This window comes from Amycolatopsis sp. NPDC006125, from assembly GCF_040614195.1.
Taxonomy (GTDB): Bacteria; Actinomycetota; Actinomycetes; order Mycobacteriales; family Pseudonocardiaceae; genus Amycolatopsis_E; species Amycolatopsis_E tucumanensis.
Map to the genome: position 1 here is coordinate 76,597 of NZ_JBEXTZ010000004.1, position 24,482 is coordinate 101,078.

Genomic DNA, 24,482 nt, shown 5'->3' on the forward strand with positions numbered 1-24,482 from the left:
CATCACGGACGAAAGGCCCCGATCATGGGTGCACTGCAGATCACGCTCGGCGTGGTCGGCGTCGCCGTAAGCATCGTCGCTTGGATCATGTTCGGCACCGGCGTGTACCGGATGGTCCGGATCATCCGGCTCGGTCAACCGGACGCGACGCGCAACGGCCCGTTCGGGCCGCGCATCATGACGCTGATCAAGGAGTTCGCCGCCCACACGCGGATGAACAAGTTCCGCCACGTCGGCCCGTGGCACTGGCTGGTCATGTGGGGCTTCCTGATCGGCTCGCTGTCCTGGTTCGAGGCCTACGGCGAGACGTTCGACCCGCACTTCCACTGGCCGATCATCGGCAACTGGAGCATCTGGCTGCTGCTCACCGAACTGCTCGGCCTCGGCACCGTCGTCGGCGGTCTCGCGCTGGTGATCATCCGCCAGCTGAACCACCCGCGCCGCGCCGACCGGCAGTCGCGCTTCGCCGGGTCGAACTTCAAGCAGGCCTACTTCGTCGAGACCGTGGTGATCGTCGAGGGTCTCGGCATCCTCGGCGTGAAGGCGTTCAAGATCTCCAGCGGCATCGAGGACCCGGCGCTGTGGACGAGCTTCGTCACGAAGCCGCTCGCCGAGATCCTGCCCGCCAGCACGGTCGCCGTCACGATCACCGCGCTGGTCAAGCTGCTGTCCGGCATGATCTGGCTCTACATCGTCGGCCAGACGCTCACCATGGGCGTTGCCTGGCACCGCTTCAGCGCCTTCTTCAACATCTACTTCAAGCGCGAGGCCGACGGCGGCACCGCGCTGGGCGCGCTGAAGCCGATGATGAGCGGCGGCAAGCCGCTCGACTTCGAAGAGGCCGACCCGGAGAAGGACGTCTTCGGCGCCGGCCAGATCGAGGACTTCAGCTGGAAGGGCTGGCTCGACTTCACCACCTGCACCGAGTGCGGCCGCTGCCAGTCGCAGTGCCCGGCGTGGAACACCGGCAAGCCGCTGTCGCCGAAGCTGGTCATCACCCAGCTCCGCGACCACGCCTACGCGAAGGCGCCGTACCTGCTCGCGGGCGGCAAGAAGGACGTCACGGGTGAAGAGGTCGGCCTGACCGGCGAGAACCCGTACGCCGGAATCGACGTGCTGGCGCTGGCCGAGGCCGAGCGCCCGCTGGTCGGCGACGACGGCGGTGTCATCGACCCCGAGGTGCTGTGGTCGTGCACCACCTGCGGCGCGTGCGTGGAGCAGTGCCCGGTGGACATCGAGCACGTCGACCACATCGTCGACATGCGCCGCTACCAGGTCATGATCGAGTCGAACTTCCCGACCGAGCTGAACGGGATGTTCAAGAACCTGGAGAACAAGGGCAACCCGTGGGGCCAGAACGCCAAGGACCGGATGGCCTGGGCCGAGGACCTGGACTTCGAGGTGCCCGTGTTCGACGGCGAGCTGGGCGACACCGAGTACCTGTTCTGGGTCGGCTGCGCCGGCGCGTTCGAGGACCGGGCGAAGAAGACCACCCGCGCGGTGGCCGAGCTGCTGCACATCGCGGGGGTCAAGTACACCGTGCTCGGCCCGGAGGAGTCGTGCACCGGTGACCCGGCCCGCCGCGCAGGCAACGAGTTCCTGTTCCAGATGCTCGCGCAGCAGAACGTCGAGGTGCTGAACTCGGTGTTCGAGGGCCGGGAGGCGGGCAGCCGCAAAATCGTCGCGACCTGCGCGCACTGCTTCAACACCCTCGCCAACGAGTACCCGGACCTCGGCGGGAAGTTCGAGGTCGTGCACCACACGCAGCTGCTCAACCGCCTGGTGCGGGAGAAGCGGCTGGTGCCGGTCGCGCCGATCGCCGACGACGTCACCTACCACGACCCGTGCTACCTGGGCCGCCACAACAAGGTCTACGAGGCGCCGCGTGAGCTGGTCGGCGCGTCGGGGGCGCAGTTCCGCGAGATGCCGCGGCACGGCGACCGGTCGATGTGCTGCGGCGCCGGTGGCGCGCGCATGTGGATGGAAGAGAAGATCGGCAAGCGGATCAACATCGAGCGCGTGGACGAGGCGCTCGGCACCGCGCCGTCGAAGATCGCGACCGGCTGCCCGTTCTGCCGCGTCATGCTCACCGACGGTGTGACCGCGCGGCAGAACGACGGCAAGGCGAGCGAGAAGGTCGAGGTCGTCGACGTCTCGCAGCTGCTGCTGTCGGCGGTGAAGCGCCGCCCGCAGCCCGCGCCTGCGCCCGGTGCGGACTCGCTGCCGGCCGTCGAGTCGGACCCGCTGGAGGCCGACGCCCCGACGGACAAGGTGTCGACCGGCACGCCGCTGCCGACCGAGGACAAGTAACTTCCGGTGCACACGAAGGCCACCCCGCCGCGGCGGGGTGGCCTTCGTCGTTACCGCCCGCGGGACGGTTCGACGGGAGTGCCTCGGGTGCCGCGCGACCCGCCGGGGCGGACGTGCGGCCGGGGGGGGCGCCTTCACCGTCACCACCCGCAGGGCCGCCACCGGCGGCGGATTGCCGCCCACCGCGGTGCGGAGTGGGTGCGTCGCTGGCCGCGCGGCTCGGTGGGGCGGCCGGTCGGGTGCGCTGTCGCCCGCGGGGCAGGTGCGCGCGCGTGGGCGGGTGCGTCGCTGACTCCGAGTTCCACCCTCGCGCACGCGGGTTCCACCCCGCGCCAGCGCGTTCCGCACGGCGGGCGCCTTCACCGTCACCACCCGTTGGGGTCTCGACACCCGGGTTATCCTGTTCGTCACGCTGCCGACGCTGCCCGCGGAGGATGCTGACGCGCGCGAACGGGGCTGAGCATGGGAGTACCCGACGGGACCGGACCGGCCGGTGAGCCGGTGGTCGCGCGCGCCGGTGCCCGGTTCCCGTCCGTGAAGCAGTTGCGGAAGCTGACCGGCGAACACGCCGACCCCCCTGGCCCGGAACCACAAGCTCCGGGCCCTGTCCCCGCCGAGACCACGACGACCAAACGGGCCGCAGGCGCGCGGTTCCCGACCGAGAAGCAGCTCGCTCGGTTCGGTGAACCCGAGCCGCGGCCCGCGCCCGAACCGGAGCCCGAACCGTTGCCGGACCCCGAACCGCGCGAGGAGTTCAAACCCTCGCCGCGGCCCCGCCCCGAGCCCGCGCCCGCCGCCGAGCCGGAGCCCCCCGAGCTGCTCGACCCCGACGACGAGAACCGGCTGCGCGTGCGGCCGTACGTGCTGACCAAGGGGCGCACGCACTCCGTCTACGAGCTGGCGATCGAGACGCTGGTCTCGGTCCGCGCCGACGCGAAGTGGACCGGTCCCGCGCTGAGCGCGGAGTACCAGCCGGTCCGCGCGGTGGTCGACACCCCGCGCTCGCTGGCGGAGGTCGCGGCGCTGCTGTCGATCCCGCTCGGCGTGGCCAGGGTGCTGTTGTCCGACATGGCCGAACTGGGGTTGCTGCACATCCACGGCATCGAGCGGACCGCCGAGGGGCGGCCGCCGCTCGAGCTGATGAAGCGCGTGCTGGACGGCCTGCAGCGGCTGTGATCCGCTCGTAGGATCGGCCGGTGAGCGAGGAACCGGAGCGCCGGGACGCGGGCGGCGAAAGCACCCTCACCGTGTTGCTGGCGGGTGGGGTGAACCTGGCCATCGCCGTGATGAAGGCCGTGGCCGGCGTGATCACCGGTTCGGGGGCGATGCTCTCCGAGGCGGCGCACTCGGTGGCCGACACGTTCACCGAGATCCTCCTCCTCACGGCGCTGCGCCGGTCCGGCCGCCCGGCGGATGTCGTGCACCCGTTCGGGTACGGCAAGGAGCGGTACTTCTGGTCGCTGCTCGCGGCGGTGTCCATCTTCGCCTCCGGTGCGACTTTCGCGCTGTACGAAGGTTTCTCGACGGTGTTCGGGGAGCCGGTGGAGCAGACCAGTCCGATCGTCGGGTACGTCGTGCTGGCGCTGGCGTTCGTCCTGGAGTCGGTGTCGTGGACGCAGGCGTTCCGCCAGGTGCGGCGGGGCGCGGCGGAGCAGAACCGGACGATCTGGAAGTTCCTGCGCTACATCGACGACCCGGCGCCGAAGACGGTGTTCCTGGAGGATTCGGCCGCGTTGATCGGCCTGGTGCTGGCCTTCGCCGGGTTGTTCCTGCACCACGTCACCGGTTCCGCCGTGTACGACGGGGTCGCGTCGATCCTGATCGGCGTGCTGCTGGCCGTCGTGGCGTACGTGCTCGGCCGGACGAACCTGCGGCTGCTGATCGGGCGGCAGGCGGATCTGCCCGTCCTGCGCGGGATCCGCGAGCACCTGGCCGGAGCGCCCGAGATCGAGTCGGTGGTCGACCTGCAGACGATGCTGCTGGGGACGGACCAGATCCTGGTGTGCGCGCGCGTGGACTTCGACGACGCGCTCGGGGCGGCGGACGTGGAGCGCGCGTGCGTCCGCCTCGCCGCCGAGCTGCACGACGAGTTCTCCGACGTCACCGAGGTCTTCATCGAGCCCGTGCCGCGCAGCGATCCCGAGCTGCGCGCCGCGGTACTTGCGCGGTACGGCGAGATCGCGAAACGCTACGGGCGGTAGGTGACCGGGCTGGGGAGGGCGGAATGTCGCGTCGGTGGCTGCTGGTCTTCCCCGTGCTCTTCGCGCTGGCCCTCGTGACGTTGCCGCTCTACGGGGAAGCCCTTTTCGAGGACGAGCCGGTGTCCTCGGAACCGGCGCCGGTGCTCCCGCCGAACCCGTGCCCGGTCGGCCGCCCCGACGCCGAGGTGCGGCACCCCAACGCCTACACCGACCGCGCCGCGCCCTACAGCGGCAGCGGAGTGCACCCCGTGCTCTTCGTCAACGCGGGAGATGGCGTCGGCGATGTCGGCCGGCCCTACGACACGTGGAGCCTGCGCGTGCCCGTCGAGTGGGACGCCGAAGGCGAGCCGGAGTCCGCGGTCCAGCTGATCGTCTGCGAGTACGCCGTTTCGGCCGGCGAGGTCGCGACCACCTGCACGTACGGCGGAGCCCACGAGGTGGATTTCCTGCGCACCTCCTACGCCTACCGCGTGTTCGAAGCACGCACCTCCCGGCCGGTCGCGGAGTTCACCCTGGAGAGCGGGGACGTGTGCCCGAGCTCGGTCTCCGCGGACAACGGTGGCCGCCCGGACTACCGGATGCTGCAAAGCCCCCGCGAGGAAGATCTGGTGAACGCACTGCGCCCGCTGGTCGAAACCTGACGAGGCGATAGTGTGCGCCTCACCAATTCGATCATCGATCTGTGGGGAACCGACGTGCGTAAGATCCTGAGCCTCGCCGCCGCGTTCGTGGCGTCGACGGCGCTTCTGGCCGTGCCCGCGCAAGCCGCCGAACTGCCCGACGGCATGACCGCCGGGTACACGGTGCTCGACCGTGAAACCGGTGCGGTCCATGCCGCGAACGAACACCGGCAGTACCGGTCGGCCTCGCTGGTGAAGCTGTTCATCGCGCTGGACTACCTCGAATCGCACGGGCCGGACTACGAGATCCCGGCGGACGACCTCGCGCTGCTGGAACCGATGCTGCGCTCCAGCAACGACGACGCGGCCAGTGTGCTGTGGGTGCGCGACGGCTGGGAGGAGATCGTCAACCGGATGGTCGCGAAGATCGGTCTCACCGACACCGCGCCGCCGCCCGCCGAGAAGCGCGGCACGTGGGGCTACACCGCGGTCAGCGCCGCGGACATCGCGAAGACCTACTCCTACGTCCTGGAGGAGGCGCACCCGAAGTTCCGCGACTTCATCATGGACAACCTGGAGCAGTTCACGAAGTGCGGCGACGACGGGTTCGACCAGTCGTTCGGCATCCCGAGCGCGCTCCGGCGGCCGGGCGCGGTGAAGCAGGGCTGGTCCGGCTTCGGCGCGGCACCGGCCCCGGGCGAGGAGTGCGTTTCCGAGAACACCAAGCGCGTGCTCGCCTCGCCCGAGGCCCGGTCGGCACTCGCCGTCGCCTCCAGCGGCGACGTGGACCTGACCAGCCGGGTCATGCACACCAGCGGCACTGCCGACGGCGGCCGGCGCATCGTCGTCGTCCTCACCTCCGAACCGACCACGCTGAGCTGGGCGGACTCCGCGGACCGGATCACCGGTCTGACTCGCGCCGTCTACCGGGAGGCCCTTGCGTGAAGCGCTGAATCAGTGCTTCACTTCTTCCCGTGCCCTACCGACGCACCCCTCAGGTCCAGGCTCGCCTCGACGCGCAGCGCGAGGCGATCCTGACCGCCGCCGGTGAGATCCTCGCCGAGCGTGGCTACGCGGGCTGCTCCGTGAGTGCCGTCGCGGAGCAGGCCGGCGTCGCCACCGGCACGGTCTACCGCCACTTCCCCGGCAAGGCCGAGCTGGTCGTCGAGCTGTTCCGCAACGTCGTGAACCACGAGGTGGAGGCCGTCCGGCAGGCCGCGGAGCGGCCCGGCAGCCCCGCCGAGCGCGTCGCCGCCATCGTCGAGACCTTCGCCGAGCGCGCGCTCAAGGTGCCCCGCCAGGCGTACGCCCTGCTGGCCGAGCCGGTCGACGCCCCGATCGAGGCCGAGCGCATCGTCTTCCGGCGCGTCTTCCGGGACGAGCTCGCCCGCCACGTCCGCGAGGGCGTCCGCACCGGCGGGCTGCCGCCGCAGGACGCCGACCTCACCGCGGCCGCACTGGTCGGTGGCGCCGCCGAGGTGCTCATCGGCCCCCTGACCACCGACAGCGCCGACGCGGTCGGCGCGCTCCGCACGTTCATCTTCCGCGCACTGGGAGGCAAGGATGCCTGACACGCACGAGGTGTTGAACCAGGTCCCGCCGCTGGTCGACTACGACGTCGCCGACGACGCGGCCCTCCTCGACGGCCTCCGCCGCGAGGGCGCGGCCTGGGCCGAGAACGAGGTCCACGAGCTGGGCCGCCTCGCCGGCAGCGCCCAGGGCCAGGAGTGGGGCCGCGTCGCCAACGAGAACCCGCCGAAGCTGCACACCCACGACCGCTACGGCAACCGCGTCGACGAGGTCGAGTTCCACCCCTACTGGCACGAGCTGATGACCGTCGCCGTCGGCCACGGCCTGCACGCCACCCCCTGGCGTGACGACCGCGAAGGCGCGCACGTCGCGCGCGCCGCCAAGGTGCTGGTCTGGAACCAGGCCGAGGGCGGCCACATCTGCCCGATCTCGATGACCTACGCCGCGGTCCCGACGCTGCGCCACAACCCGGAGCTGGCGGCCGCCTACGAGCCGCTGCTCGCCGCCACCGAGTACGACTACGGACTGCGCGTCCCGGCCACCAAGCGCGGCCTGATCGCCGGCATGTCGATGACCGAGAAGCAGGGCGGCTCCGACGTGCGCGCCAACACCACCACCGCGCGGCCCGCGGGTGACGGCACGTACGTGCTGACCGGCCACAAGTGGTTCACGTCGGCGCCGATGTCCGACATGTTCCTCACCCTCGCCCAGGCGCCCGGCGGCCTGTCCTGCTTCCTGCTGCCGCGCGTGCTGCCCGACGGCTCCCGCAACCGCATCTTCTTCCAGCGCCTCAAGGACAAGCTGGGCAACAAGTCCAACGCCTCGTCCGAGATCGAGTACGACGGCGCGGTCGGCTGGCTCGTCGGCGAGGAGGGCCGCGGCGTGCCGACCATCATCGAGATGGTCAACAACACTCGCCTCGACTGCGTCCTCGGCAGCACTTCGCTGATGCGCCAAGGCGTCGTGCAGGCCGTGCACCACGCGCGGCACCGCAAGGCGTTCGGCGCGAACCTGGTGGACCAGCCCGCGATGGCGAACGTGCTGGCGGACCTGGTCGTCGAGTCCGAGGCGGCCACCACCGTCGCGCTGCGGCTGGCCGGCGCGACCGCGAACCCGGACCAGCAGGCGTTCCGGCGGCTGGCGCTCGCGGTCACGAAGTACTGGGTGTGCAAGCGCGGCCCCGCGCACACCGCCGAGGCGCTGGAATGCCTGGGCGGCAACGGTTACGTCGAGGACTCCGGCATGCCGCGGCTCTACCGCGAGGCGCCGCTGCTGTCCATCTGGGAGGGGTCCGGCAACGTCGCGGCGCTGGATTCCCTGCGCGCCATGGGCAAGCAGCCGGAGTCGGTGGAGGCGTTCTTCGCCGAACTCGACCTCGCCGCGGGCGCCGACGCCCGGCTGGACGACGCGATCGCGCGGGTGCGCAAGGAGCTGTCCGACCTGGAGGACCTCCAGTACCGGGCGCGGCGGCTGGCCGAGATGATGGCCCTGGTGCTGCAGGGCTCGCTGCTGGTGCGCTTCGCGCCCAAGGCGATCGCGGACGCGTTCTGCGCGTCCCGCCTCGGCGGCGACTGGGGCATCGCGTTCGGCACGCTGCCCGCGGGCGCCGACACCAGGGCCATCATCGAGCGGGCGTTCGTCAGCTGACGTCCTCGATCGCGGTGCCCTTGGTCTCGCGGACGAAGCGCAGCGCGAACGGGATCGACAGCAGCGCGAACGCCGCGTAGATCCAGTAGGTGATCGACAGATTCCAGTCGGCCATGCTCGGGAAGCTGACCGTGACCGCCCAGTTGGCGACCCAGTTCGCCGCGGTGCCCACGGCCAGCGCGGCGCCGCGGATGCGCAGCGGGAACATCTCGCCGAGCATGACCCACAGGATCACGCCCCACGACATCGCGAAGGAGATCACGAACAGGTTCGCGAACACCAGCGCGATCGGGCCCCAGGCGCCCGGCAGGCTCAGCTCGCCGCCGACGGTCTGCGCGTTGCCGAACGCGATCGCCGCCACGCCGAGGCCGACCAGCATGCCGACCGAGCCGATCAGCAGCAGCGGCTTGCGGCCGACCTTGTCGATGAAGGCGATCGCGATGAACGTGCCGATGATGTTGATGACCGGGCTGACCATCGAGATCAGCAGCGAGTCGGTGTTCTGGCCGACCGAGTGCCACAACGTGTCGCTGTAGTAGAAGATCACGTTGATGCCGACGAACTGCTGGAACACCGCCAGCGCGATGCCCACCCACACGATCGGCAGCAGCCCGAACCGGCCGCCGACGAGGTCGCGGACCCGGGACCGCTTCTCGGTCTTCAGGCTGCGGCGGATGTCTTCGAGCTTGGCGTCGACGTCACCGCCCTCGACCTCGCGCAGCACCTTGCGCGCCCGCTCGATCTTGCCGTTGGCCAGCAGGAAGTGCGGCGACTCGGGGATGATCGAGGCGAGCACGAAGTAGATCACCGCGGGCACCGCCGCGGCGCCCAGCATCCACTGCCACGGCTCGATGCCGCCGAGGTTGCCGTTGAGGTCGTGCGCGCCGTCCGCGCCGATCGGGGCGAGGGCCTTGATGACCCAGTTGACCAGCGCGGACACCCCGATGCCGAGGACGATCGCCAGCTGTTGCAGCGAGGCGAGCCTGCCGCGGTAGGCGGGCGGCGCGACCTCGGCGATGTAGGCCGGGCCGATCACGGACGCGACACCGATCGCGATGCCGCCGACCACGCGCCAGATCGCCAGGTCCCACACGCTGAACGGGAACATCGCTCCGAGGGCGCTGACCAGGAACAGGACCGCCGCGAGCTGCATGGTCCGGATGCGGCCGATCCGGTCGGACAGCAGCCCGCCGAACCAGGCGCCGACGGCCGAACCGATCAGCGCGCTCGACACGGTCAGCCCGGTCACCCCGTCACCGACCTCGAAGTGCCGCTGGATGCCGAGGACGGCACCGTTGATGTTCGAGCTGTCGTACCCGAACAGGAACCCGCCGACCGCGGCTGCGCCGGCGATGAACACGACATGGGCGAGATGTTGCTGACCGGCTCGCTCCCCGGTCGTCGTCGAACTCACGACCCGTGCTCCTTTGCCTGAGGTGTTTCCTCCATTCGGAGCAACCTACAAAATGGTCCAGTCCATGCCGTACCACCGGGTGACATGGACCACCCGATCATGGGAGTTTGGACGCATGACCTTCGAAGACGAGGTGGCCGAGCGACTGGCCGGCCTGCCCGGCGTCCAGGCCGCGACGCTGGGCGGCTCACGGGCGACGGGCACTGCGCGCCCAGACAGCGACTGGGACTTCGCGATCTACTACCGCGGGCGCTTCGACCCCGCCGACCTGCGTGCGCTGGGCTGGCCGGGTGAGGTGTCCGAGATCGGCGGCTGGGGCGGCGGCGTGTTCAACGGTGGCGCGTGGCTGACGATCGACGGGCGCCGGGCCGACGTCCACTACCGCGACCTGGACGTGGTCGAGCACGAGCTGGCCGAGGCGCGGGCGGGCCGGTTCCACTGGGAGCCGCTGATGTTCCACCTGGCCGGGATCCCGAGTTACCTGGTCGTCGCCGAGCTGGCGGTGAACCGGGTGCTGCGCGGTTCACTGCCCGAGGTCGAGTTCCCGGAGGCGCTGCGGAAGTCGGCGCCCGCCGTCTGGCGCGAGCGGGCGTCGCTGACACTGACCTACGCCGAACACAACTACGCGCCGCGCGGGCAGGTGGCGGAGTTCGCGGGCGCGCTCGCCACGGCGGCGATGCAGGCCGGGCACGCGGTGCTGGCCGAGCGCGGCGAGTGGGTTCTGAACGAGAAGCGCCTGCTCGACCGCGCCGGCCTGCGGGGGGTCGACTCGCTGATCACCGGGGACCTGGTGGAAGCCGCCCGGCGGGCCCGTGAGCTGCTCGGGCTTTAGCGGTTGGTGTCGGCGATGTGGAAGTTCAGGTGGGCGCGCGACGGCGTCGGGCCGCGCTGGCCCTGGTAGCGGGAGCCGACGGCGGCCGAGCCGTACGGGTTCTCGGCCGGGCTGGTGAGCCGGAACAGGCACAGCTGGCCGATCTTCATGCCCGGCCACAGAGTGATCGGCAGGTTCGCGACGTTGGACAGCTCCAGCGTGATGTGGCCGGTGAAGCCGGGGTCGATGAAGCCGGCGGTGGAGTGCGTGAGCAGCCCGAGGCGGCCGAGGGAGGACTTGCCCTCGAGGCGGCCCGCGAGGTCGTCGGGCAGCGTGACCAGCTCGAACGTCGAGGCGAGCACGAACTCACCCGGGTGGAGGACGAAGGCGTCCTCGCCGTCCTTCTCGACCAGCGACGTCAGCTCGTCCTGCTGGAGCTTGGGGTCGATGTGGGTGTACTGGCTGTTGTTGAACACGCGGAAGAACCGGTCCAGCCGCACGTCGATGCTGGACGGCTGGAGCATCGCCGGGTCGAAGGGGTCGATGCCGAGACGGCCGGCTTCGAGCTCTTTGCGGAGGTCGCGGTCACTGAGCAGCACGGCTTCACCTTAGCTAGCCTGCCTAGGCAAGCCAGTCAGGCCATCATGGCCAGCCTGCCTACACAAGTTGGCGAGGTCAGGAAAGCTAGCTGCCGCCCCATTTGATATCGGTTGCGCCCGAGGTCAGTTGAAACCCAGGCTCAGCTCGCCGGCGAGGGCCGAGTGGCACTGCTGGCGCAAGGCGGTGCGGGCTGCGGTGAGGAGGGAAGTGATGTCCTGCCACCTGGCTTCGCTCTCCGCTCCGACGCGACCGGCGAAGACCTCCAGGCGGCTGGTGGGGAGGTCGCAACATCCACTTCGACCGGAGGGCCTCCCTCTACTCGCACCAACCCTAGCTAGGCCGCCTTCATGTGGCGGGCGTAGGTGGGATCGAGTTTGAAGGTCTTGCCGAGGCGGTCGACGTAGCGGCGGCGTTCGAGGGTGCCGAGGTACTCCTGCAGCGCCGTCGCGCCCGGGATGAAGCGGCGCGCGGTCTCGGCGGCGAAGTTGCCCGCGGCCACCGCGAGGATGGCGCCCTGTGCGATCGGGTCGTTGGGGATCTCCAGGAAGTCGGCGTTGGACTTGCCCAGCACCAGGCGGCTGATGGAGGAGTGCACGGCGACCGAGACGTGGGAGAGGACCTTGCCGACGGCGCCGCGCCCGTCGCCGATCGCCGCGTGCGTTTCGAGCAGGGCGCGGGCGAGGCGTTTGCTGTCCTCGTCGGGGATGAACTCGGTGGACGCGAGTAGCCAGAACAGGCGCCAGGCGTCGTCTTCTGTGGCGGGCAGGAGCTCCTCGTCGACGCCGAGCAGCCAGCCGACGTAGCGCCAGAGGTGCAGGATGTCGGCGCGTTCGCGGTCGCTGTAGCGGATGCCGAGCAGCCGGGTGCCGTAGACGAAGACGAGGGAGAACAGGAGCAGCGTGCCGGCGGTCTGGACCTGGTTGACCGGCTTGTCCCACTCGTCGTAGTCCCAGTCGGGGCGGCGGTTCAGGGCGGCGCGGACGTGGGCGTGCACGAGGCGGACGCGCAGGGCGGAGGCGTAGCCCGTGCCGTGCATGGCCAGCGCGCCCGGGGTGGTGACGTCCATCCACCAAGCCGCGGTCTCCACGAGGCGCTGGCTGGCCATCCGTTCGATCTCCCCGGTGGCGACGAGGGCCTTCGTCGCGCGCGAGGCGAGGTAGCCGCCCATGAGGGACATGTCGCCGAGCGGGAAGAGGCCGAGCACGCCGGTGCGGATGATGGCCCGCGCGCCCCGGTCGAGCCGGGCGGGGTCGACCCAGTACGGGGTGGCCTCGACGTGCTCGAAGAAGTCGACGAGTTCCGGCGGCGGGTTGTCCAAGCTGTGGATGCCGTCGGCGAGCGCCTGTTCGAACAGCTGCCGCCCGCGGTTCTTCGGAAGACGACGGAACAGCGCGACGACCGCGTCGGCCCTCGGGTCCTGCACCTGGGCGAACTCCCGGAAGCGGCGCACCTGGCGCTCGGTGGCGCGGATGTCGTGCTTGACGAAGACCTTGGCCGCGAGGCTGAAACCCCCACGGCGGAACAACTCGGGATCCGGCAGTCGCTCGTCCATGCACCCACCACCCTCTCGACAACGAGTGTTGTCACTTGCGACCCACAGAGTCAAGGGGGTGCTCTCACCAGGGGGCGACGTTTGTGTATGCTGTGCGTCGCTGCGGATGTAGTTCAATGGTAGAACATCAGCTTCCCAAGCTGAGAACGCGGGTTCGATTCCCGTCATCCGCTCTTCGCAGGTCAGAAGGGGTGCCACCCGATCTCGGGAGGCACCCCTTCTGCTATCTCCAGCAACATCCCAACAACATCACGCGGGCCCTCTGCGGTGCTCCTCGACGAGCTTCGAGAGCCGGTCCGCGATGTGCTGATCCGCCTCGCTCGTAGCCCGCTGGTAGATCAACGCCGCCCGCATGTCGTCGTGCCCCATCCGCGCCATGAGGTCCCGGGTCGACATGCCCGCTTTCGACGCCCAGACGTTGCCCGCGTGCCGCAGGTCGTGGAAGTGCAGCCCCTCCAGCCCGAGCTTGGTCACGGCCTCGGTCCACCGGGTCCGCTGGTTGAAGTTCGGCCGGCGAATCGCTCCACCGGACTTCTCCCCGGTGAAGAGCAGCGCCTCCGGGTCCGGTCCCACGAACTCCGACATGTGCCTGAGGATGTCCGGCCGGATCGCCTGCGGAAGGGTCACGGTCCGCACCCCGGCCCGCGACTTCGGCGGCCCAGCCACCACACCCTGACCGGGCACCTCCACGAACTGCCGCACCACCCGAACCTGACTCGCGTCCTCCGCCACGTCGCACCGCCGCAGCGCAGTCACCTCCCCGAACCGCAGCGACCCGAACGCCGCAAGCAGCACCATCGCCGAGAACCGCTCAGGAAGGGCCGCCGCGATCTCGAAGACCTGCCCCACCGTGACCAACGGCCGCTCCTCCGGCGTCTCCTTCTCCGCGCCCGGAATCTTGCACGGGTTCTTGGCGATCAACTCGTCCGGATCGACCGCGGTGTTCAGCACGCCCCGGAGCAGCCGGTAGCACTTCGCCAGCACCGACGCCGACACCCCGGCCACCAGCCGATCGGCCCGCCACTGCCGAAAAGTCGCCGCCGACAACCGGTTGAGCGGGACGTCGCCGATGTACGGCGTGATGTGCTTACGCAGCAACCACCGGTACAGCTCGACCGTGCGCGGCCGCAGCCCCGGCCGTTCGACGATCCACCGCTCCGCGTACTCGGCGAGCGTGATCTTCGCCCGGTCCGGATCAGTCCAGTCCCCGGCGACGATCACCGCCTCGACCCCGTTCAGCCAGCGGTCCGCATCCCGCTCCTTCTTGAACCGATGCGGGGCGAAGTGCCGCTTCCCATCCGGCCCGAGATAGCTTGCCTGGAACTCACCGAGCGAGGTCTTGCGGATGCTCCCGAACCGCCGCTTGCGTCCCTTGTTGTTGGGCATCAGGCCGCCTTCCCGAGGTCCCGCAGCACCGACGCCCGCGTGATCGGCTCAACCCGCCCGGCCGCCACGAACGCCTCCAGGTCCTCCACCGCCAACCGGACGTGCGCCCCGACCTTGTGGAACGCGATCCGCCGCTCCGCGATCAATCGCCGGATGAACCGAACACCGGTGTTGATGTAGTCCGCCGCTTCCTCGACGGTCAGGTACTTGGATTCCAAGGTCTCGTCCCCCAATCGATCAGGCCGCCAGTGGAGTTGCCGAAGTTTCTGGACCGGGCGGATGGGCCGCGAGTAGTGCTCTGTCGTACTCGGCTTTCCAGGTGATCCGCTCGGAGATGGCGCGCATGAGCAGGTGCGCGCGTGGTGGCGCGTCTCGGTCGCCGGGTTGGACCTTGCGCCAGATCAGCCGCGAGGTGTCCTGCTCGGGTTTGACGATGCCGACGTTGGCGAGCATGTCCCGCACGAACGCCTTCCGGTCGGCCTTGTGATCGGCCAGCGACTTGCCGGACCACTTGCGCGAGACGAGCACCCGCCGGCCGGGGAGCCCGAGGGTGGTCCGCCGGTGTGCCCTGCCTTTGCAGTGCCCTGGAGTCATCCGGCTGGTCGCGCCGAGGGGCTGGATGCCGTAGAGCAGCCAGACCGCGCAGCGGGGCGAGCACGGGGTGATGGCGAGTTCGGCGTGGAGCCGGTCGTGGTGTTCCCGCTGCCGGGCGCTCGTGGCTTCGACCACTTCGCCGGTGGACTTGGTGAGGTATTTGGTCAGGTAGCCGATGTGGCGTCCGGCTTCTTCGGTGCCGCCGAGGATGCCCTTGGAGTGCACCTGCCTCCCGAACGTGACCACGTGGGCGGGTTCTTCGACTTCCTCCACCGCCTCCTCCCACGGCGTCAACGGCTCGTGCTTCTCCGGATCCACAAACCCCTTGATTCGCGCGTCCCACGCGGGCAGCCGGTCCCCGCCGTAGACCGGTTCGTCGTGCCGGGGCCACCAGACTTGGTGGTAGGTGGCCTCGGTGACCTGCCGCAGCACGTCGTGCGGGATCGACCCCCGCAATGCCGCGTGCAGGTGCGGGGCGGTGCGCTTCTGGGGTTCAACGGTCGCGAAGTACTGGACGTCCCAGCCGACGACGCGGCGGAGGTTCTGCCACCACCGATCCACCAGGGACGAGAAGTGCACCGCATCCCGCGCCGCCCGCCGATAGTCATAGCTGCCCGGATCGACCGGTGTCCCGTCCTCCCGCACCCGCCCATAGGTGTCGCAGGTCAGCGTCACGAACATCGACGGCCGGAACTTCCCCGCATACTCCCGGCCCACCGTCGTTTTGGCGACCTTCTTCCGGGGCAGGTTCGGTGCGTCCTGCCGCCGCTTCGTCGACCGCTTCACCGGCCGCTTCGAGGGAAGATCCGGAGAGGGCAGGCGGCCGCGCATGCCGAGTTGCCGAAGTTCTCCATCGACTCCGCGGATCTCGTCGCGGAGTTCGTCGGCCTGGCCCTCCTCACCGTGCTCGACCGCCTCCCGATACCGCGCCACGAGATCGGCGCGGAACTCCATCAACTCCTTCTGCTCAGCCGTGGGCGGGGCCGGGGTGAAGTCCGGTTCCTCGGTGAGGTGCCAGCCCTCCCGGCACTGCGCCATCCGCAACGCCTTCGCCTTCTTCGCACACGGCCCGCACACGCTCTCCACGGTGGAGCCGCAGGGCACGGCGACGTAGCGGAGCTCGCCGGTGTCGGGGTCGCCGACCTCCATCGTGAACGGCCGCACGCACACCCCGTGCTTCTCCGCCGTGGCCTTCATGACTTCCGTGGACAGCGGTAGCCGCATCCGCTCAGCACGAGTGCTCACGCGGCCACCTCCACCGCCTGCTCGTCGAGCAGCATCCGCAGCGTGTACAGCTCGTCGATCGAGACGCCCTCACGAGCACCGTTCGCGAGCTGCACCAGGCCGCCGCAGTGCCGCCACGCAACCCCGCCGTACACAAGGAATTGCGCCCCGCCTTGCGACCGACCGCGAATGGTGATGTGCAGGTTGTTCTGCTCGGTGCGCCACCACGTCGCGGTGACCAGGTCGAGCGTGTAGGCCCACAGCAGCAGCTCGGCGAGATGCGTGCCGGCCTCACCGGGAGCCACCTGCACTTGGATCTCCGGCACGCCCGGGTGCAGCGTCACCCGGCACGGCTCCGGAAGCGGAAAGTCCCGCAAGTGCCCCCAGAACGCCCGAGTCAACGTCTCCAAGGCAGTCCTCACGCCGCAACACCGCCCTCAGGGCTGCGGAACGGCACGACAGCACCGCCGGTCACGAACGCTTCGAGCGCCTTGACCGCCTCATCCGGGACCCACCCAGCCCGGACCCGCAGCGGCTCACGGATGCCCTCGCCCCACACGTAGCCGGTGCCCGCTTCGGACTCGCCGATGCGGTTGGCCCACGCACCTCGCTCGTAGGCCTGGTCACCGAGAACCATGCCGACGTGAGACTTTGAGGTGACGCGGAGGCAGATACGGCGGGGGAACAGCTCCCGCACCGGAACCGTGTCCTTCGTCGGCTCCTGCACATAACCGCGCACCGTGAAGCCCAGAGCGCGGCCCTGCGTGGTCAGCAGCGCGACGCGTTCCACGATCTGCTCCCGCGTCTTGCGGTCGGTGTACTTGGTCAGCGCACCGATCTCGTCGAACTCGACCAGCTCCAACGGGTTCTCCGTGCTGATCGGGACGTTCCGGACCCGCCCGGCGAACTCGGCCTTGCGAGCGTCCATCGCGGCCACCAGCTCGTCCAGGACTTCGAGCGCGTCCCTCGGGGTGACCGCGTAGCGGTGGAAGATCCCGCGCCCGTACGCGAGTTCCATCCCCTTCGGGTCAATGCCGGAGACCCGCACCAGGCCATCCCGGATAGCCGGGGCGATGGACACCAGCGGGCACCACATCATCGAGTTCTTCCCCGCCCCCGAGGCCCCTGCTACGAGCGTGTGACTGCCGGAGCCGTGCAGCGGGACGCGCCAGTCCTGCCCGTACTCGGTCCGCCCGGACCACACCCGCCGCAGATCCACCGCCCGCTCCCCGATCTCCGGGCACGGCACGGGCGCGGCGAGCAGGTTGCGACGCTGAAAGTCGATCGACACGACGTTGGGGGCGATCTCCCGCACCTGGCACCGGCTGACCTTCCGGGCGGAGGCCAGGGCGCGGGCGGCGTCGTCGAAGTCCTCCGGCTTCTGCCCCGGCACCAACCGGACCTGCACCTCATCCCAGGACGGCCCGGAGCGCACCCGCTTCACCTTCGGGACGCGCACCCCGGCCGACCGCTGCTCCCTTGACACCTTCTTGCGCCCCACCAATGTCACTGTCACGTCGACGGGGATGGCGTCGTCTTTGACGCTCAGGCCGCAGGCGTGCAGCCACTCGGGCAGCTTGGGCATGTAGATCGCCCACTTCTGCCACCACGTCCGCAGCATCCGCCCGGCCCACTGGTCGTAGGACACCAGGTGGAACCACCGCCACGAGGCCAGCCCCGACGCCACCACGGTCAGGGTGACGACCAGCGAGAGCCAGCCGAGCCAGTAGCACCAGGCCGCCACGGCGATGACGGTGAGGCTGGTGCGCGGGTGCATCACGATCTGCGCGATGACCCAGAACGCGCCCTTGCACAGCCACCACAAGGCGAGGAACACCACCGCAGCAGCGGCCAGCGCTTCCGCGATCCCGGCCAGTGCCTTGCCGAGCTTGTGCAGCACCCAGACGACCACGGCCAGGGCACCACTGCCGAGCAGGAGAACTCCGAAGGTGTGCGCGTCCATCAGCGGCCACCCCCAGACGGAATGTCCAGGGGCAGCCGCCCCGCGCACGTAGCGCACTCAGTGTCCCCCGGTGCCAAACGGGCGAACCTGCGGCACGCACCACACCGCGCCGGGACGCGGTCTCTTGACGCTGGTTGTGTACGGTTGTCTATGGTCTTCAACGTCTGCTCCGTCAGGTGTGGACAGCGCAGAAGCGGGAAAGGTTGGTAGCCAGGTACCGCTTCTGCGCCTAACAACTCGGGACGTGAATCAGGGCGCACGACATCGCCGCACGAACCCTTCGCGCGTTAGCTTTAGTCCTATCTGGACTTAGAGGCCTTCGACCGACTTCCGTTGGCAGGCCTTACAAACAAGCACTCTGTCTCGCATCACTCGTTGCCGTCCTCCGCAGATCCAGCACCGACGCCGGATGAACCAGCGGCGTCGGGAGCGCGGTAGCCTCGGCGACACCACCATCACCTCCCCTCGTGGTCGTGGGTGGGATGGCACGGGGACGAGCGGGACGGTCACACTCCTTCACTCGTCCCCGTGCCGGGTTCAGGAACTCCGCCGGTCCGTCACGAACGTGCCCTTGGACGGGATCGTGACCACCAGGCCGCGCTTGCGCAGGATCTCGATCGCGTGGCGGGCGGTGCCGAGCGAGACGCCGTACTCCTTGGCGAACTCCCGCTCGCTTGCCAGCGGCGTGTGCGGAGGCAGCTCCCCCGCCTCGATCCGCGCCGCCACGTGGTTCGCGACGTTCTCGTACATGTAGCCCGGCGGACCCGGCTGTTCGTTCAGCCGAAACTTGGGCGGCTTGGTGTCGTGGCAGGTCATCGTGACCACACCCGTCACGCGGCCTTGGCCGACTCAGCCGGCCCGCCCTGCGACTTGCCCCGGCCGCCACCCGCGTTGACCGCCTTGAACCCGGACGCCCGGAACACGTACGACTGGTACTTGAACTCACCGTTGCCAGCCACACGCGGCTCCGCGGTCAAGCCCTCCAGCTCGACCGGGCGCATCCCCGGCAGCACCTCACCCGTCGTCGGCACCGGCTGCACATCAGCCAGCAACGTCACCTCGAACGAAGCCCGCTTCGCGTTCGGCTCCGACGGGTCGGTCACCGTGACCTTCCACTGCCGCTTACCGGTGATCTCGTCCACGCGCTGCCGCGCCGGACGACCCGCCGCCCGGTCCTCCCGCGACTGGTACTCGTTGTCCGGCGACACCTCACCCACCATCACCAGACCCTGCGGAAACGCCTCATCGAACTCGACCGGGAACCGGTGCCCCCTGCTGATCGCCATCTCTTCGAACTCCTCGTCTCGTGGCCATCTCGGCCGGTTTAGGCCCCTAAACACTCGCGCTATAGCGCGCCCTGCCGTGTCTAGGGGGTCTAAACAGCAATGTACCGGCCCCTGACGGAGAGCGTCAAGGGGGTCTAAACTCCGACCTTGTGAGCACCGAGGACTTCGATAGCGTCCGGCGCGACCCCGACCCGATCCGGCGGGGCAAGCGCGCTACCGAGCTGCTCACGACCTACCAGCAACGGGCGACCGAGCTGGCGCGGCTCCGGAAGGCCGCGATCGAGGAAGCGCATCGTGAGCTGGGCATGAGCTACACCGAGATCGCCGGAGCGCTCGGCATCACGAAGGGCCGGATCACGCAGATCCGCAGCACGGCACCCGCCGCGGAGCGCGCGTTCTTCGGCGTCGGCCCGGTGAGCATCGGCGTGCCGTACCGGTACCAGACGACCGACCGCGAACGCCCGTTGATCGCAGCCGAGGACGCCGAGACCGCCAATCAGCTCGAAGCGCTGTTGACCGCGCTCTCGCTCGCCACCTCCCGCTACCAGATCGAGCCCGACCGGACCGAGCCGCTGGCCGGAGACACGATCGTTGTGTGCGGTCCGAAGTCCGCTCCCATCGGCGCTGACCTGCTCTCCCGTGATCCCGCCTTGGCGATGAACGAGGACAACGGGCGGTGGTGGATCGAGCAGCGCGAGGACGGCACTCGGATCGGTTCGCCGTCCGACGAGCCCGCGCCGCAGTCGGCCGACGTGGCATATGTGGCCCGGCACATGATCGACAACCGTGTGATCGTCCACATCGCGGGTATCCACGGGATCGGATCACTCGGCGCGACGCACTACCTCCGAGCGCATCTCGCCGACGTGTTCCGGCAGGTCGGGCAGCAGCCGATGTCGCTGGTCGTGCGAGCGACCTACGACGGGCTCACCATCACCGACAGCAAACTTGCCGCAGGACCCTACGTTTGGTGAACACATGCGAGTCACAACCGCGCAGCTCCCGCCGATGGAGGAGAGCGCCGACAAGATCTTCGTGACCCCGCACGCGGTCATCCTCCTCGACGGCGCATCCGCCTTCGTCCCGGTGCTCGTCCCAGCATCCGCCTACGCCGACTACCTCGGCCGCTTCCTCGCCGACGCCCTCACGGCTGATCCGACCGCCGACCTCCACGAGATCCTGGCCGAAGGCATCAAAGCCACCGCGGCTCACTACGACCTGAAGGCAGGGGAGTCGCCATCGAGCACGGTCACGATCGCCCGCGAACGCGACGAGCACCTTGACCTACTCCTCCTCGGCGACAACACGGTGATCCTCCCCGGCGGCGAAATCCTGACCGACGACCGGATAGACCGCCTGGACCTCGAACCCCGCCGCAAGTACCGCGAACGCCTCGCCGCCGGCCACGGCTACGACGACGAGCACCGCGCATTACTCCGCGAACTTCAAGCTCAGCAGGCCCGGCACCGTAACAGGGCAGGGGGCTACTGGATCGCCGAAACTAGCCCGTCCGCCGCAATTCACGCTCTCGCCTTCACCCGGCTAACCGGCGATACACCGTGGGTCGCCCTTGCGTCCGACGGTGCTTATAACACTATGTCACACCTCCGCTTGACAGACTGGGTCGCATACGCGCAGAAATCTAATTACCTCAATGAAGTGCTACGCGGATGTCGTCAGTGGGAGACTGTGAGCGATCCAAATGGCCACTTGCTGCCTCGTGCAAAGCCGCAGGACGATAAGGCTGCAGCTGTCGCGCTAATCGATCCGCAACTACTCAAATAGTTCCCATCCGTCGCCGGAGAAGGCGCGATAGTCAGGTGCAACTCTGCCTCGAAGCTCGACCAGAAGGCGCATATGAACTGGCGACTCCGGCCCATTGACATGACGCACGCGAACCTCTTCGCCGCCCAGTACGCGAACTTCGTGGACGTAGTCGACTAGCATGTTTGGCACCCAGCCGACGTCAATCAGGCCACGTTGACTCACCAGGATCGCACGAGGGTTAACCGGATTCTCGGGTTCATCACGTAGCCGAAGCAGCTCGCCAATTTGGATCTTGCTGAGAACTTTGTCGCGTACCTCAATATCAGGCAGTCGATGCCTAATTCCGGCCACTAAGAAGCAGCCAGAAGTTGTCCCATCGGGGTCAACGCTGGGTTCGGGGACAAGATGAATTGTGTCTCCAGCGAGACGTCCCTCAGTTCGTGCAATTTGTTCCCAGGTTGACGCCGTGTCATCCAGATCTAGACTACGCAAGAAGTGCGAGTAGTCCGGCCGTCGCGGGCTCATCGCCCTTTGCGCAAAGAGAGGAAATAAGCTCTCTGATTCGTAAAGAACGTCTAGACGGGGGAAGCCGACAAATGGTCGGAAACCGCCGATTCTTGTCGCACGTCGAAGGTAACGGAACCGATGGGTTTCCCCGTCGAACTCAAGCAAGCCGACCGCATCCACAGCTCGACTCACCGGGTGCTGCCATCCGACAGCCATCCGGCGCACGTTCCGATGGTGGGCAGCCTCGGGCTGCGTGCCTGTGATCACAGCAACATCAGCACTCATTGAGCAGCCTCTCTCGGTTCAGTCGAAGTACCTCCATAGCAAAGGTACGTGCTGGGTCTGACATCTTTGGAACCCGCGAGACTAGGTTCACTAGATCGTCGGCGTCTACGCTGAGTAAGCGATCAAGCCAGTAGGAGCGGACATCCTCACCTGCAGTCACCAGTGCTTCCCTGGCGAGTGCCACGAGCGTGGGCGGTGGCGAGGCCGGATCGTGCTCAAACCTCCACGCAGTGCCCTTCCGGACCCAGTCGCCGACCTGGTTGTTTTTCAACCTCAGCAGCCGTCGCCGGTCTGGCAAGTTGTAACCCAGGCTGCTCCCGTGGTCGTACGAACCACACAACATGTCAGGAGCGCTGGGATCCGCAGGCCTCAGGATCGCCCAGTTCTCGTCATGACGGTCACGATTAGCAACGAGGGCATCCATAACCAGGTAGCCCGCGAAGACTGCAAATGCGTTGAAGTGGGACGGCACGTCCGACCCCGGTGGAGGGACGCAGTCCGCCAGGGCGCGCCGGATGTTGGCCAAACTGTGACCGGGACGCCCCTTCACACGACTCGCGCCGACCTCGTAGTTGGGCACCACTCCTGGCATCACGAGCATGCCCGTAAAGAGTTCCAGAGGCGGGGGAGCCAAGTCGAGAGAGATCAGGCCGCGCTCGCCTTGACGCGTCGCAAGCTCCACCCTTGCACACGGCACCCCGAGCACGCGACCGACTTCAGACGTGATCTTCTCTGCCCAATCCTCGCCTTGATCGCCCCAGCTATGTCGCGTGATCGGCTTGAACAGCCATCGGCACGGTTCCCCCGGCATCGCAGTGGGGTCTTCAAACCACGTCTTCGCTTCCAAACCACGCGGCTCGATGGACGCTACTGGCCAGTGTGAGATGTCTATGACGCTGTACTGGTCAGTCACGGCCTGCACCAGGCTCGGAGCGAAGTTCTAGCCACGGCCTAAATAGCGTTCAAGGTGCTCCCACCGTTACTCTCGCCCGCTCTTGGGTTCGGGAACGCTTCCTACCGGAGGGCGTGGCGCGCCAAGACCTCCGCTTGGTGTGAGAGGCCACGCCTTCGCAACTCGTCGATGAACCGCGGCCAAGGTGGCGTGTTGCTCCTGTAGGGGTTCCCGCACGGACCCCTATACAGGCCTCCACCAGGTCCTGTGTAAAGACCTCCTCCTGGGCCCGTGTACAAGCCGCCACCGGGTCCGGTGTAGAGCCCGCCACCGGGACCGGTGTAGAGCCCGCCACCGGGGCCGGTGTACAAGCCGCCACCGGGACCGGTGTAAAGCCCGCCACCAGGCCCGGTGTACAACCCACCGCCAGGTCCCGTGGACGCTCCGCCGCCGGGACCGGTATAGAGGCCGCCTCCGGGGCCTCTGCTGAGGCCGCCTCCCGGTCCGGTGTACCGATCCCTCGGCCAGGTGTTTTTAGTCATGGTGAGATCGTAAGTACGGGGTACGACATAAATTGGCACGTTCACCGACTCAGGCCCAGGGGCTGCCGAACTTGGCTCTATGGGATCAAGGCGGCGCGCAAAGCGCGCCGCTGGGCCGCCCGGCCTGCCGCTCCGCTCCGGCCGGCGGCCCCTGGCGCTTGAGTCAGACCGCCGCGTCCCGCAAGGCCCGATTGGGCAGGCCGCTGTGCGATGCTCCGGCTGTGACATCCGACCCCGTTCGAAGCCTGGCCGCAGACCTCGATGCCCTGATAGCACTCCTGGAGCGTGTCGACGAACAGCATTGGGCAGGCTGGTTTCGGGCCGCAAGGGCGGAAATCATGAACCGCGACGCCCACGGCCTCACACGGATCTTGAGGGCCTACGGGGGCATGGGGAGCTTCAACGACCTACTGATTCACCCGCAGAACGGCCACACGGTCCGCTTCGCGGAGGCAGGGCAGGCGAGCGAACAACTGGACGCCCTCAGGGTGCGGATCCGCGACACGGCAGAGCTGCTGCGGAAACAGAGCTGGTAGGGGGGCCTCCGGCGGCCAGGGCTCCGCCCTGGACCCGGCACCGCTTCGGAGATCAGGGGAGGGCACCACCGGTGACCTCCTCGCGGCGCGCCCGAGGGCAGCCAGCCCGGCCGGCACCGGTCAAGGGCGCTTCGCGGCCTCCGGCAGACCCTTGACCGGCACCACCCGGCCCGGCAGGGATGAACCCGCGCCGCGAGGAGATCACCTCAGCAGGAGCCTGTGCGGGGGCAGCCCGCAGCAACATGCCAACAACATGCCCCGGTCAACCAAGGTCAACAGGGGTACCCCGCGCACACCAACAACCGCAGGTCAGGGCCGTCTTCCAGGCCTCCGGCTATGGTTCCCAAGCTGAGAACGCGGGTTCGATTCCCGTCATCCGCTCTTCGCGCGAAGGCCCAGGTCAGCGGGTGTCTACTCCGGACCTGGGCCTTCGTCGTTTCTTGATCAACTGTGGTCGCGTGGCATCAGCGGGCCATTAGGGGCCGGCGCGCCGGGCTCGTCGCCGTCCGGGCCATCAGATCCTTGGTCGAGGTTCCGGTCTTCGCCTGGCCCGCTTCCTCCTACGACATCCCAGTCGGCCAGCGAAGGTCGATGTCGGGGCATCGCCGGTACCACCAGGCCAACCCGAGAGGCGCGAGCGGATACGGCAGGGTGCGCTTCGCGTATTCACGGTCCAGCGGGTCGACGAGGCGTCTTAAGCGGTCGGCTGCGAACGCAGGTAGGTCCCAGATGATCTCGTCCAGCTCCGATCGGCAGTACGGCATCTCACAGCAATCGGAGTGGTCGGTACCCGGCCAGCCGTGTCGAGCGGCCTC

At 68.6% G+C, this 24,482-nt stretch carries 23 protein-coding genes and 1 tRNA gene; 12 read left to right on the plus strand and 12 right to left on the minus strand.

Annotated elements, in window-relative coordinates; translation table 11 throughout:
- Nucleotides 1–24 precede the first annotated feature (24 nt).
- The 7 genes from ABZ193_RS03640 (at nucleotide 25) to ABZ193_RS03670 (ending at nucleotide 8,308) form a co-directional block, all read left to right on the plus strand.
- Entirely contained in the window at nucleotides 25–2,310 is a 2,286-nt protein-coding gene (locus ABZ193_RS03640) for a (Fe-S)-binding protein (protein ID WP_237335564.1), read from the plus strand.
- 462 nt (nucleotides 2,311–2,772) lie between these two features.
- Nucleotides 2,773–3,486 carry a DUF742 domain-containing protein gene (locus ABZ193_RS03645; RefSeq protein ID WP_020418358.1) on the plus strand — a complete coding sequence of 238 codons (714 nt, stop codon included), beginning with the start codon at nucleotides 2,773–2,775 and terminating at the stop codon, nucleotides 3,484–3,486.
- Nucleotides 3,487–3,506: 20 nt separating this feature from the next.
- Entirely contained in the window at nucleotides 3,507–4,511 is a 1,005-nt protein-coding gene (locus ABZ193_RS03650; RefSeq protein ID WP_354708748.1) for a cation diffusion facilitator family transporter, read from the plus strand.
- A gap of 23 nt (nucleotides 4,512–4,534) precedes the next feature.
- On the plus strand, nucleotides 4,535–5,152 hold the full coding sequence (locus ABZ193_RS03655) for a hypothetical protein (RefSeq protein WP_354708750.1): 618 nt from the start codon (nucleotides 4,535–4,537) through the stop codon (nucleotides 5,150–5,152).
- 54 nt (nucleotides 5,153–5,206) lie between these two features.
- Nucleotides 5,207–6,076 (plus strand): hypothetical protein, encoded by an 870-nt coding sequence (locus tag ABZ193_RS03660; protein WP_354708751.1) that lies wholly within the window; start codon nucleotides 5,207–5,209, stop codon nucleotides 6,074–6,076.
- Between the two features lie 29 nt (nucleotides 6,077–6,105).
- Complete coding sequence (locus tag ABZ193_RS03665) at nucleotides 6,106–6,702, plus strand: TetR/AcrR family transcriptional regulator (RefSeq protein WP_354708752.1); 597 nt, start codon at nucleotides 6,106–6,108, stop codon at nucleotides 6,700–6,702.
- Nucleotides 6,695–8,308 carry an acyl-CoA dehydrogenase family protein gene (locus tag ABZ193_RS03670; RefSeq protein ID WP_354708753.1) on the plus strand — a complete coding sequence of 538 codons (1,614 nt, stop codon included), beginning with the start codon at nucleotides 6,695–6,697 and terminating at the stop codon, nucleotides 8,306–8,308. The genes ABZ193_RS03665 and ABZ193_RS03670 overlap by 8 nt, the downstream gene beginning before the upstream one ends.
- Here ABZ193_RS03670 and ABZ193_RS03675 read toward each other — a convergent pair.
- The gene (locus tag ABZ193_RS03675) at nucleotides 8,301–9,722 is read right to left on the minus strand and encodes a sugar porter family MFS transporter (RefSeq protein WP_202961425.1); all 1,422 of its coding nucleotides are present in this window, start codon (nucleotides 9,720–9,722) and stop codon (nucleotides 8,301–8,303) included. The genes ABZ193_RS03670 and ABZ193_RS03675 overlap by 8 nt on opposite strands.
- A gap of 115 nt (nucleotides 9,723–9,837) precedes the next feature.
- Between ABZ193_RS03675 and ABZ193_RS03680 the strand changes: the two genes are divergently transcribed.
- On the plus strand, nucleotides 9,838–10,554 hold the full coding sequence (locus tag ABZ193_RS03680; RefSeq protein WP_237335570.1) for a nucleotidyltransferase domain-containing protein: 717 nt from the start codon (nucleotides 9,838–9,840) through the stop codon (nucleotides 10,552–10,554).
- On the opposite strand, the gene dcd is transcribed toward ABZ193_RS03680, so the two are convergent.
- Nucleotides 10,551–11,132: a dCTP deaminase gene (gene dcd / locus ABZ193_RS03685; RefSeq protein WP_020418351.1), complete on the minus strand. Its 582-nt coding sequence runs from the start codon at nucleotides 11,130–11,132 to the stop codon at nucleotides 10,551–10,553. The genes ABZ193_RS03680 and dcd overlap by 4 nt on opposite strands.
- A 335-nt stretch (nucleotides 11,133–11,467) precedes the next feature.
- Nucleotides 11,468–12,685, minus strand: a complete 1,218-nt coding sequence (locus ABZ193_RS03690) for an oxygenase MpaB family protein (protein ID WP_354708754.1) — start codon at nucleotides 12,683–12,685, stop codon at nucleotides 11,468–11,470.
- A 102-nt stretch (nucleotides 12,686–12,787) separates the two neighbouring features.
- Here ABZ193_RS03690 and ABZ193_RS03695 point away from each other — a divergent pair.
- Nucleotides 12,788–12,858 (plus strand) — tRNA-Gly (locus tag ABZ193_RS03695).
- 76 nt (nucleotides 12,859–12,934) lie between these two features.
- On the opposite strand, the gene ABZ193_RS03700 is transcribed toward ABZ193_RS03695, so the two are convergent.
- The 7 genes from ABZ193_RS03700 to ABZ193_RS03730 form a co-directional block, all read right to left on the minus strand.
- Nucleotides 12,935–14,071 carry a tyrosine-type recombinase/integrase gene (locus tag ABZ193_RS03700; RefSeq protein WP_354708755.1) on the minus strand — a complete coding sequence of 379 codons (1,137 nt, stop codon included), beginning with the start codon at nucleotides 14,069–14,071 and terminating at the stop codon, nucleotides 12,935–12,937.
- Nucleotides 14,071–14,289 (minus strand): excisionase family DNA-binding protein, encoded by a 219-nt coding sequence (locus ABZ193_RS03705; protein ID WP_116111020.1) that lies wholly within the window; start codon nucleotides 14,287–14,289, stop codon nucleotides 14,071–14,073. The genes ABZ193_RS03700 and ABZ193_RS03705 overlap by 1 nt, the downstream gene beginning before the upstream one ends.
- Nucleotides 14,290–14,308: 19 nt before the next feature.
- Nucleotides 14,309–15,889: a replication initiator gene (locus tag ABZ193_RS03710; RefSeq protein ID WP_354708816.1), complete on the minus strand. Its 1,581-nt coding sequence runs from the start codon at nucleotides 15,887–15,889 to the stop codon at nucleotides 14,309–14,311.
- A gap of 17 nt (nucleotides 15,890–15,906) precedes the next feature.
- Entirely contained in the window at nucleotides 15,907–16,233 is a 327-nt protein-coding gene (locus ABZ193_RS03715; protein WP_354708757.1) for a hypothetical protein, read from the minus strand.
- Nucleotides 16,234–16,307: 74 nt separating this feature from the next.
- Complete coding sequence (locus ABZ193_RS03720; protein ID WP_354708759.1) at nucleotides 16,308–17,852, minus strand: FtsK/SpoIIIE domain-containing protein; 1,545 nt, start codon at nucleotides 17,850–17,852, stop codon at nucleotides 16,308–16,310.
- Between the two features lie 537 nt (nucleotides 17,853–18,389).
- A complete protein-coding gene (locus ABZ193_RS03725) occupies nucleotides 18,390–18,668 on the minus strand; it encodes a winged helix-turn-helix domain-containing protein (RefSeq protein WP_354708818.1) in 279 nt (92 codons plus the stop codon).
- Between the two features lie 14 nt (nucleotides 18,669–18,682).
- Nucleotides 18,683–19,138: a hypothetical protein gene (locus ABZ193_RS03730; RefSeq protein WP_027933484.1), complete on the minus strand. Its 456-nt coding sequence runs from the start codon at nucleotides 19,136–19,138 to the stop codon at nucleotides 18,683–18,685.
- A 149-nt stretch (nucleotides 19,139–19,287) separates the two neighbouring features.
- Between ABZ193_RS03730 and ABZ193_RS03735 the strand changes: the two genes are divergently transcribed.
- Both ABZ193_RS03735 and ABZ193_RS03740 read left to right on the plus strand, forming a co-directional pair.
- Nucleotides 19,288–20,112 carry a hypothetical protein gene (locus tag ABZ193_RS03735; RefSeq protein WP_354708761.1) on the plus strand — a complete coding sequence of 275 codons (825 nt, stop codon included), beginning with the start codon at nucleotides 19,288–19,290 and terminating at the stop codon, nucleotides 20,110–20,112.
- Between the two features lie 34 nt (nucleotides 20,113–20,146).
- Nucleotides 20,147–20,923, plus strand: a complete 777-nt coding sequence (locus tag ABZ193_RS03740) for a hypothetical protein (RefSeq protein ID WP_354708763.1) — start codon at nucleotides 20,147–20,149, stop codon at nucleotides 20,921–20,923.
- Here ABZ193_RS03740 and ABZ193_RS03745 read toward each other — a convergent pair.
- Nucleotides 20,912–21,697, minus strand: coding sequence for a hypothetical protein (locus ABZ193_RS03745; RefSeq protein WP_354708764.1), 786 nt, complete (start codon nucleotides 21,695–21,697; stop codon nucleotides 20,912–20,914). The genes ABZ193_RS03740 and ABZ193_RS03745 overlap by 12 nt on opposite strands.
- A complete protein-coding gene (locus tag ABZ193_RS03750; protein ID WP_354708765.1) occupies nucleotides 21,687–22,610 on the minus strand; it encodes a hypothetical protein in 924 nt (307 codons plus the stop codon). Before ABZ193_RS03750 ends, ABZ193_RS03745 begins: the two co-directional genes overlap by 11 nt.
- A 742-nt stretch (nucleotides 22,611–23,352) precedes the next feature.
- Here ABZ193_RS03750 and ABZ193_RS03755 point away from each other — a divergent pair.
- Complete coding sequence (locus ABZ193_RS03755; protein ID WP_354708767.1) at nucleotides 23,353–23,667, plus strand: hypothetical protein; 315 nt, start codon at nucleotides 23,353–23,355, stop codon at nucleotides 23,665–23,667.
- The last annotated feature ends 815 nt before the right edge of the window (nucleotides 23,668–24,482 follow it).

Coding starts and splice junctions, on each gene's coding strand:
- ABZ193_RS03640 (WP_237335564.1), top strand. CDS start 25: ATGGGTGCACTGCAGATCACGCTCGGCGTGGTCGGCGTCGCCGTAAGC.
- ABZ193_RS03645 (WP_020418358.1), top strand. CDS start 2,773: ATGGGAGTACCCGACGGGACCGGACCGGCCGGTGAGCCGGTGGTCGCG.
- ABZ193_RS03655 (WP_354708750.1), top strand. CDS start 4,535: ATGTCGCGTCGGTGGCTGCTGGTCTTCCCCGTGCTCTTCGCGCTGGCC.
- ABZ193_RS03670 (WP_354708753.1), top strand. CDS start 6,695: ATGCCTGACACGCACGAGGTGTTGAACCAGGTCCCGCCGCTGGTCGAC.
- ABZ193_RS03680 (WP_237335570.1), top strand. CDS start 9,838: ATGACCTTCGAAGACGAGGTGGCCGAGCGACTGGCCGGCCTGCCCGGC.
- ABZ193_RS03690 (WP_354708754.1), bottom strand. CDS start 12,685: ATGGACGAGCGACTGCCGGATCCCGAGTTGTTCCGCCGTGGGGGTTTC.
- ABZ193_RS03700 (WP_354708755.1), bottom strand. CDS start 14,071: ATGCCCAACAACAAGGGACGCAAGCGGCGGTTCGGGAGCATCCGCAAG.
- ABZ193_RS03710 (WP_354708816.1), bottom strand. CDS start 15,889: ATGCGGCTACCGCTGTCCACGGAAGTCATGAAGGCCACGGCGGAGAAG.
- ABZ193_RS03720 (WP_354708759.1), bottom strand. CDS start 17,852: ATGGACGCGCACACCTTCGGAGTTCTCCTGCTCGGCAGTGGTGCCCTG.
- ABZ193_RS03725 (WP_354708818.1), bottom strand. CDS start 18,668: ATGACCTGCCACGACACCAAGCCGCCCAAGTTTCGGCTGAACGAACAG.
- ABZ193_RS03730 (WP_027933484.1), bottom strand. CDS start 19,138: ATGGCGATCAGCAGGGGGCACCGGTTCCCGGTCGAGTTCGATGAGGCG.
- ABZ193_RS03740 (WP_354708763.1), top strand. CDS start 20,147: ATGGAGGAGAGCGCCGACAAGATCTTCGTGACCCCGCACGCGGTCATC.
- ABZ193_RS03745 (WP_354708764.1), bottom strand. CDS start 21,697: ATGAGTGCTGATGTTGCTGTGATCACAGGCACGCAGCCCGAGGCTGCC.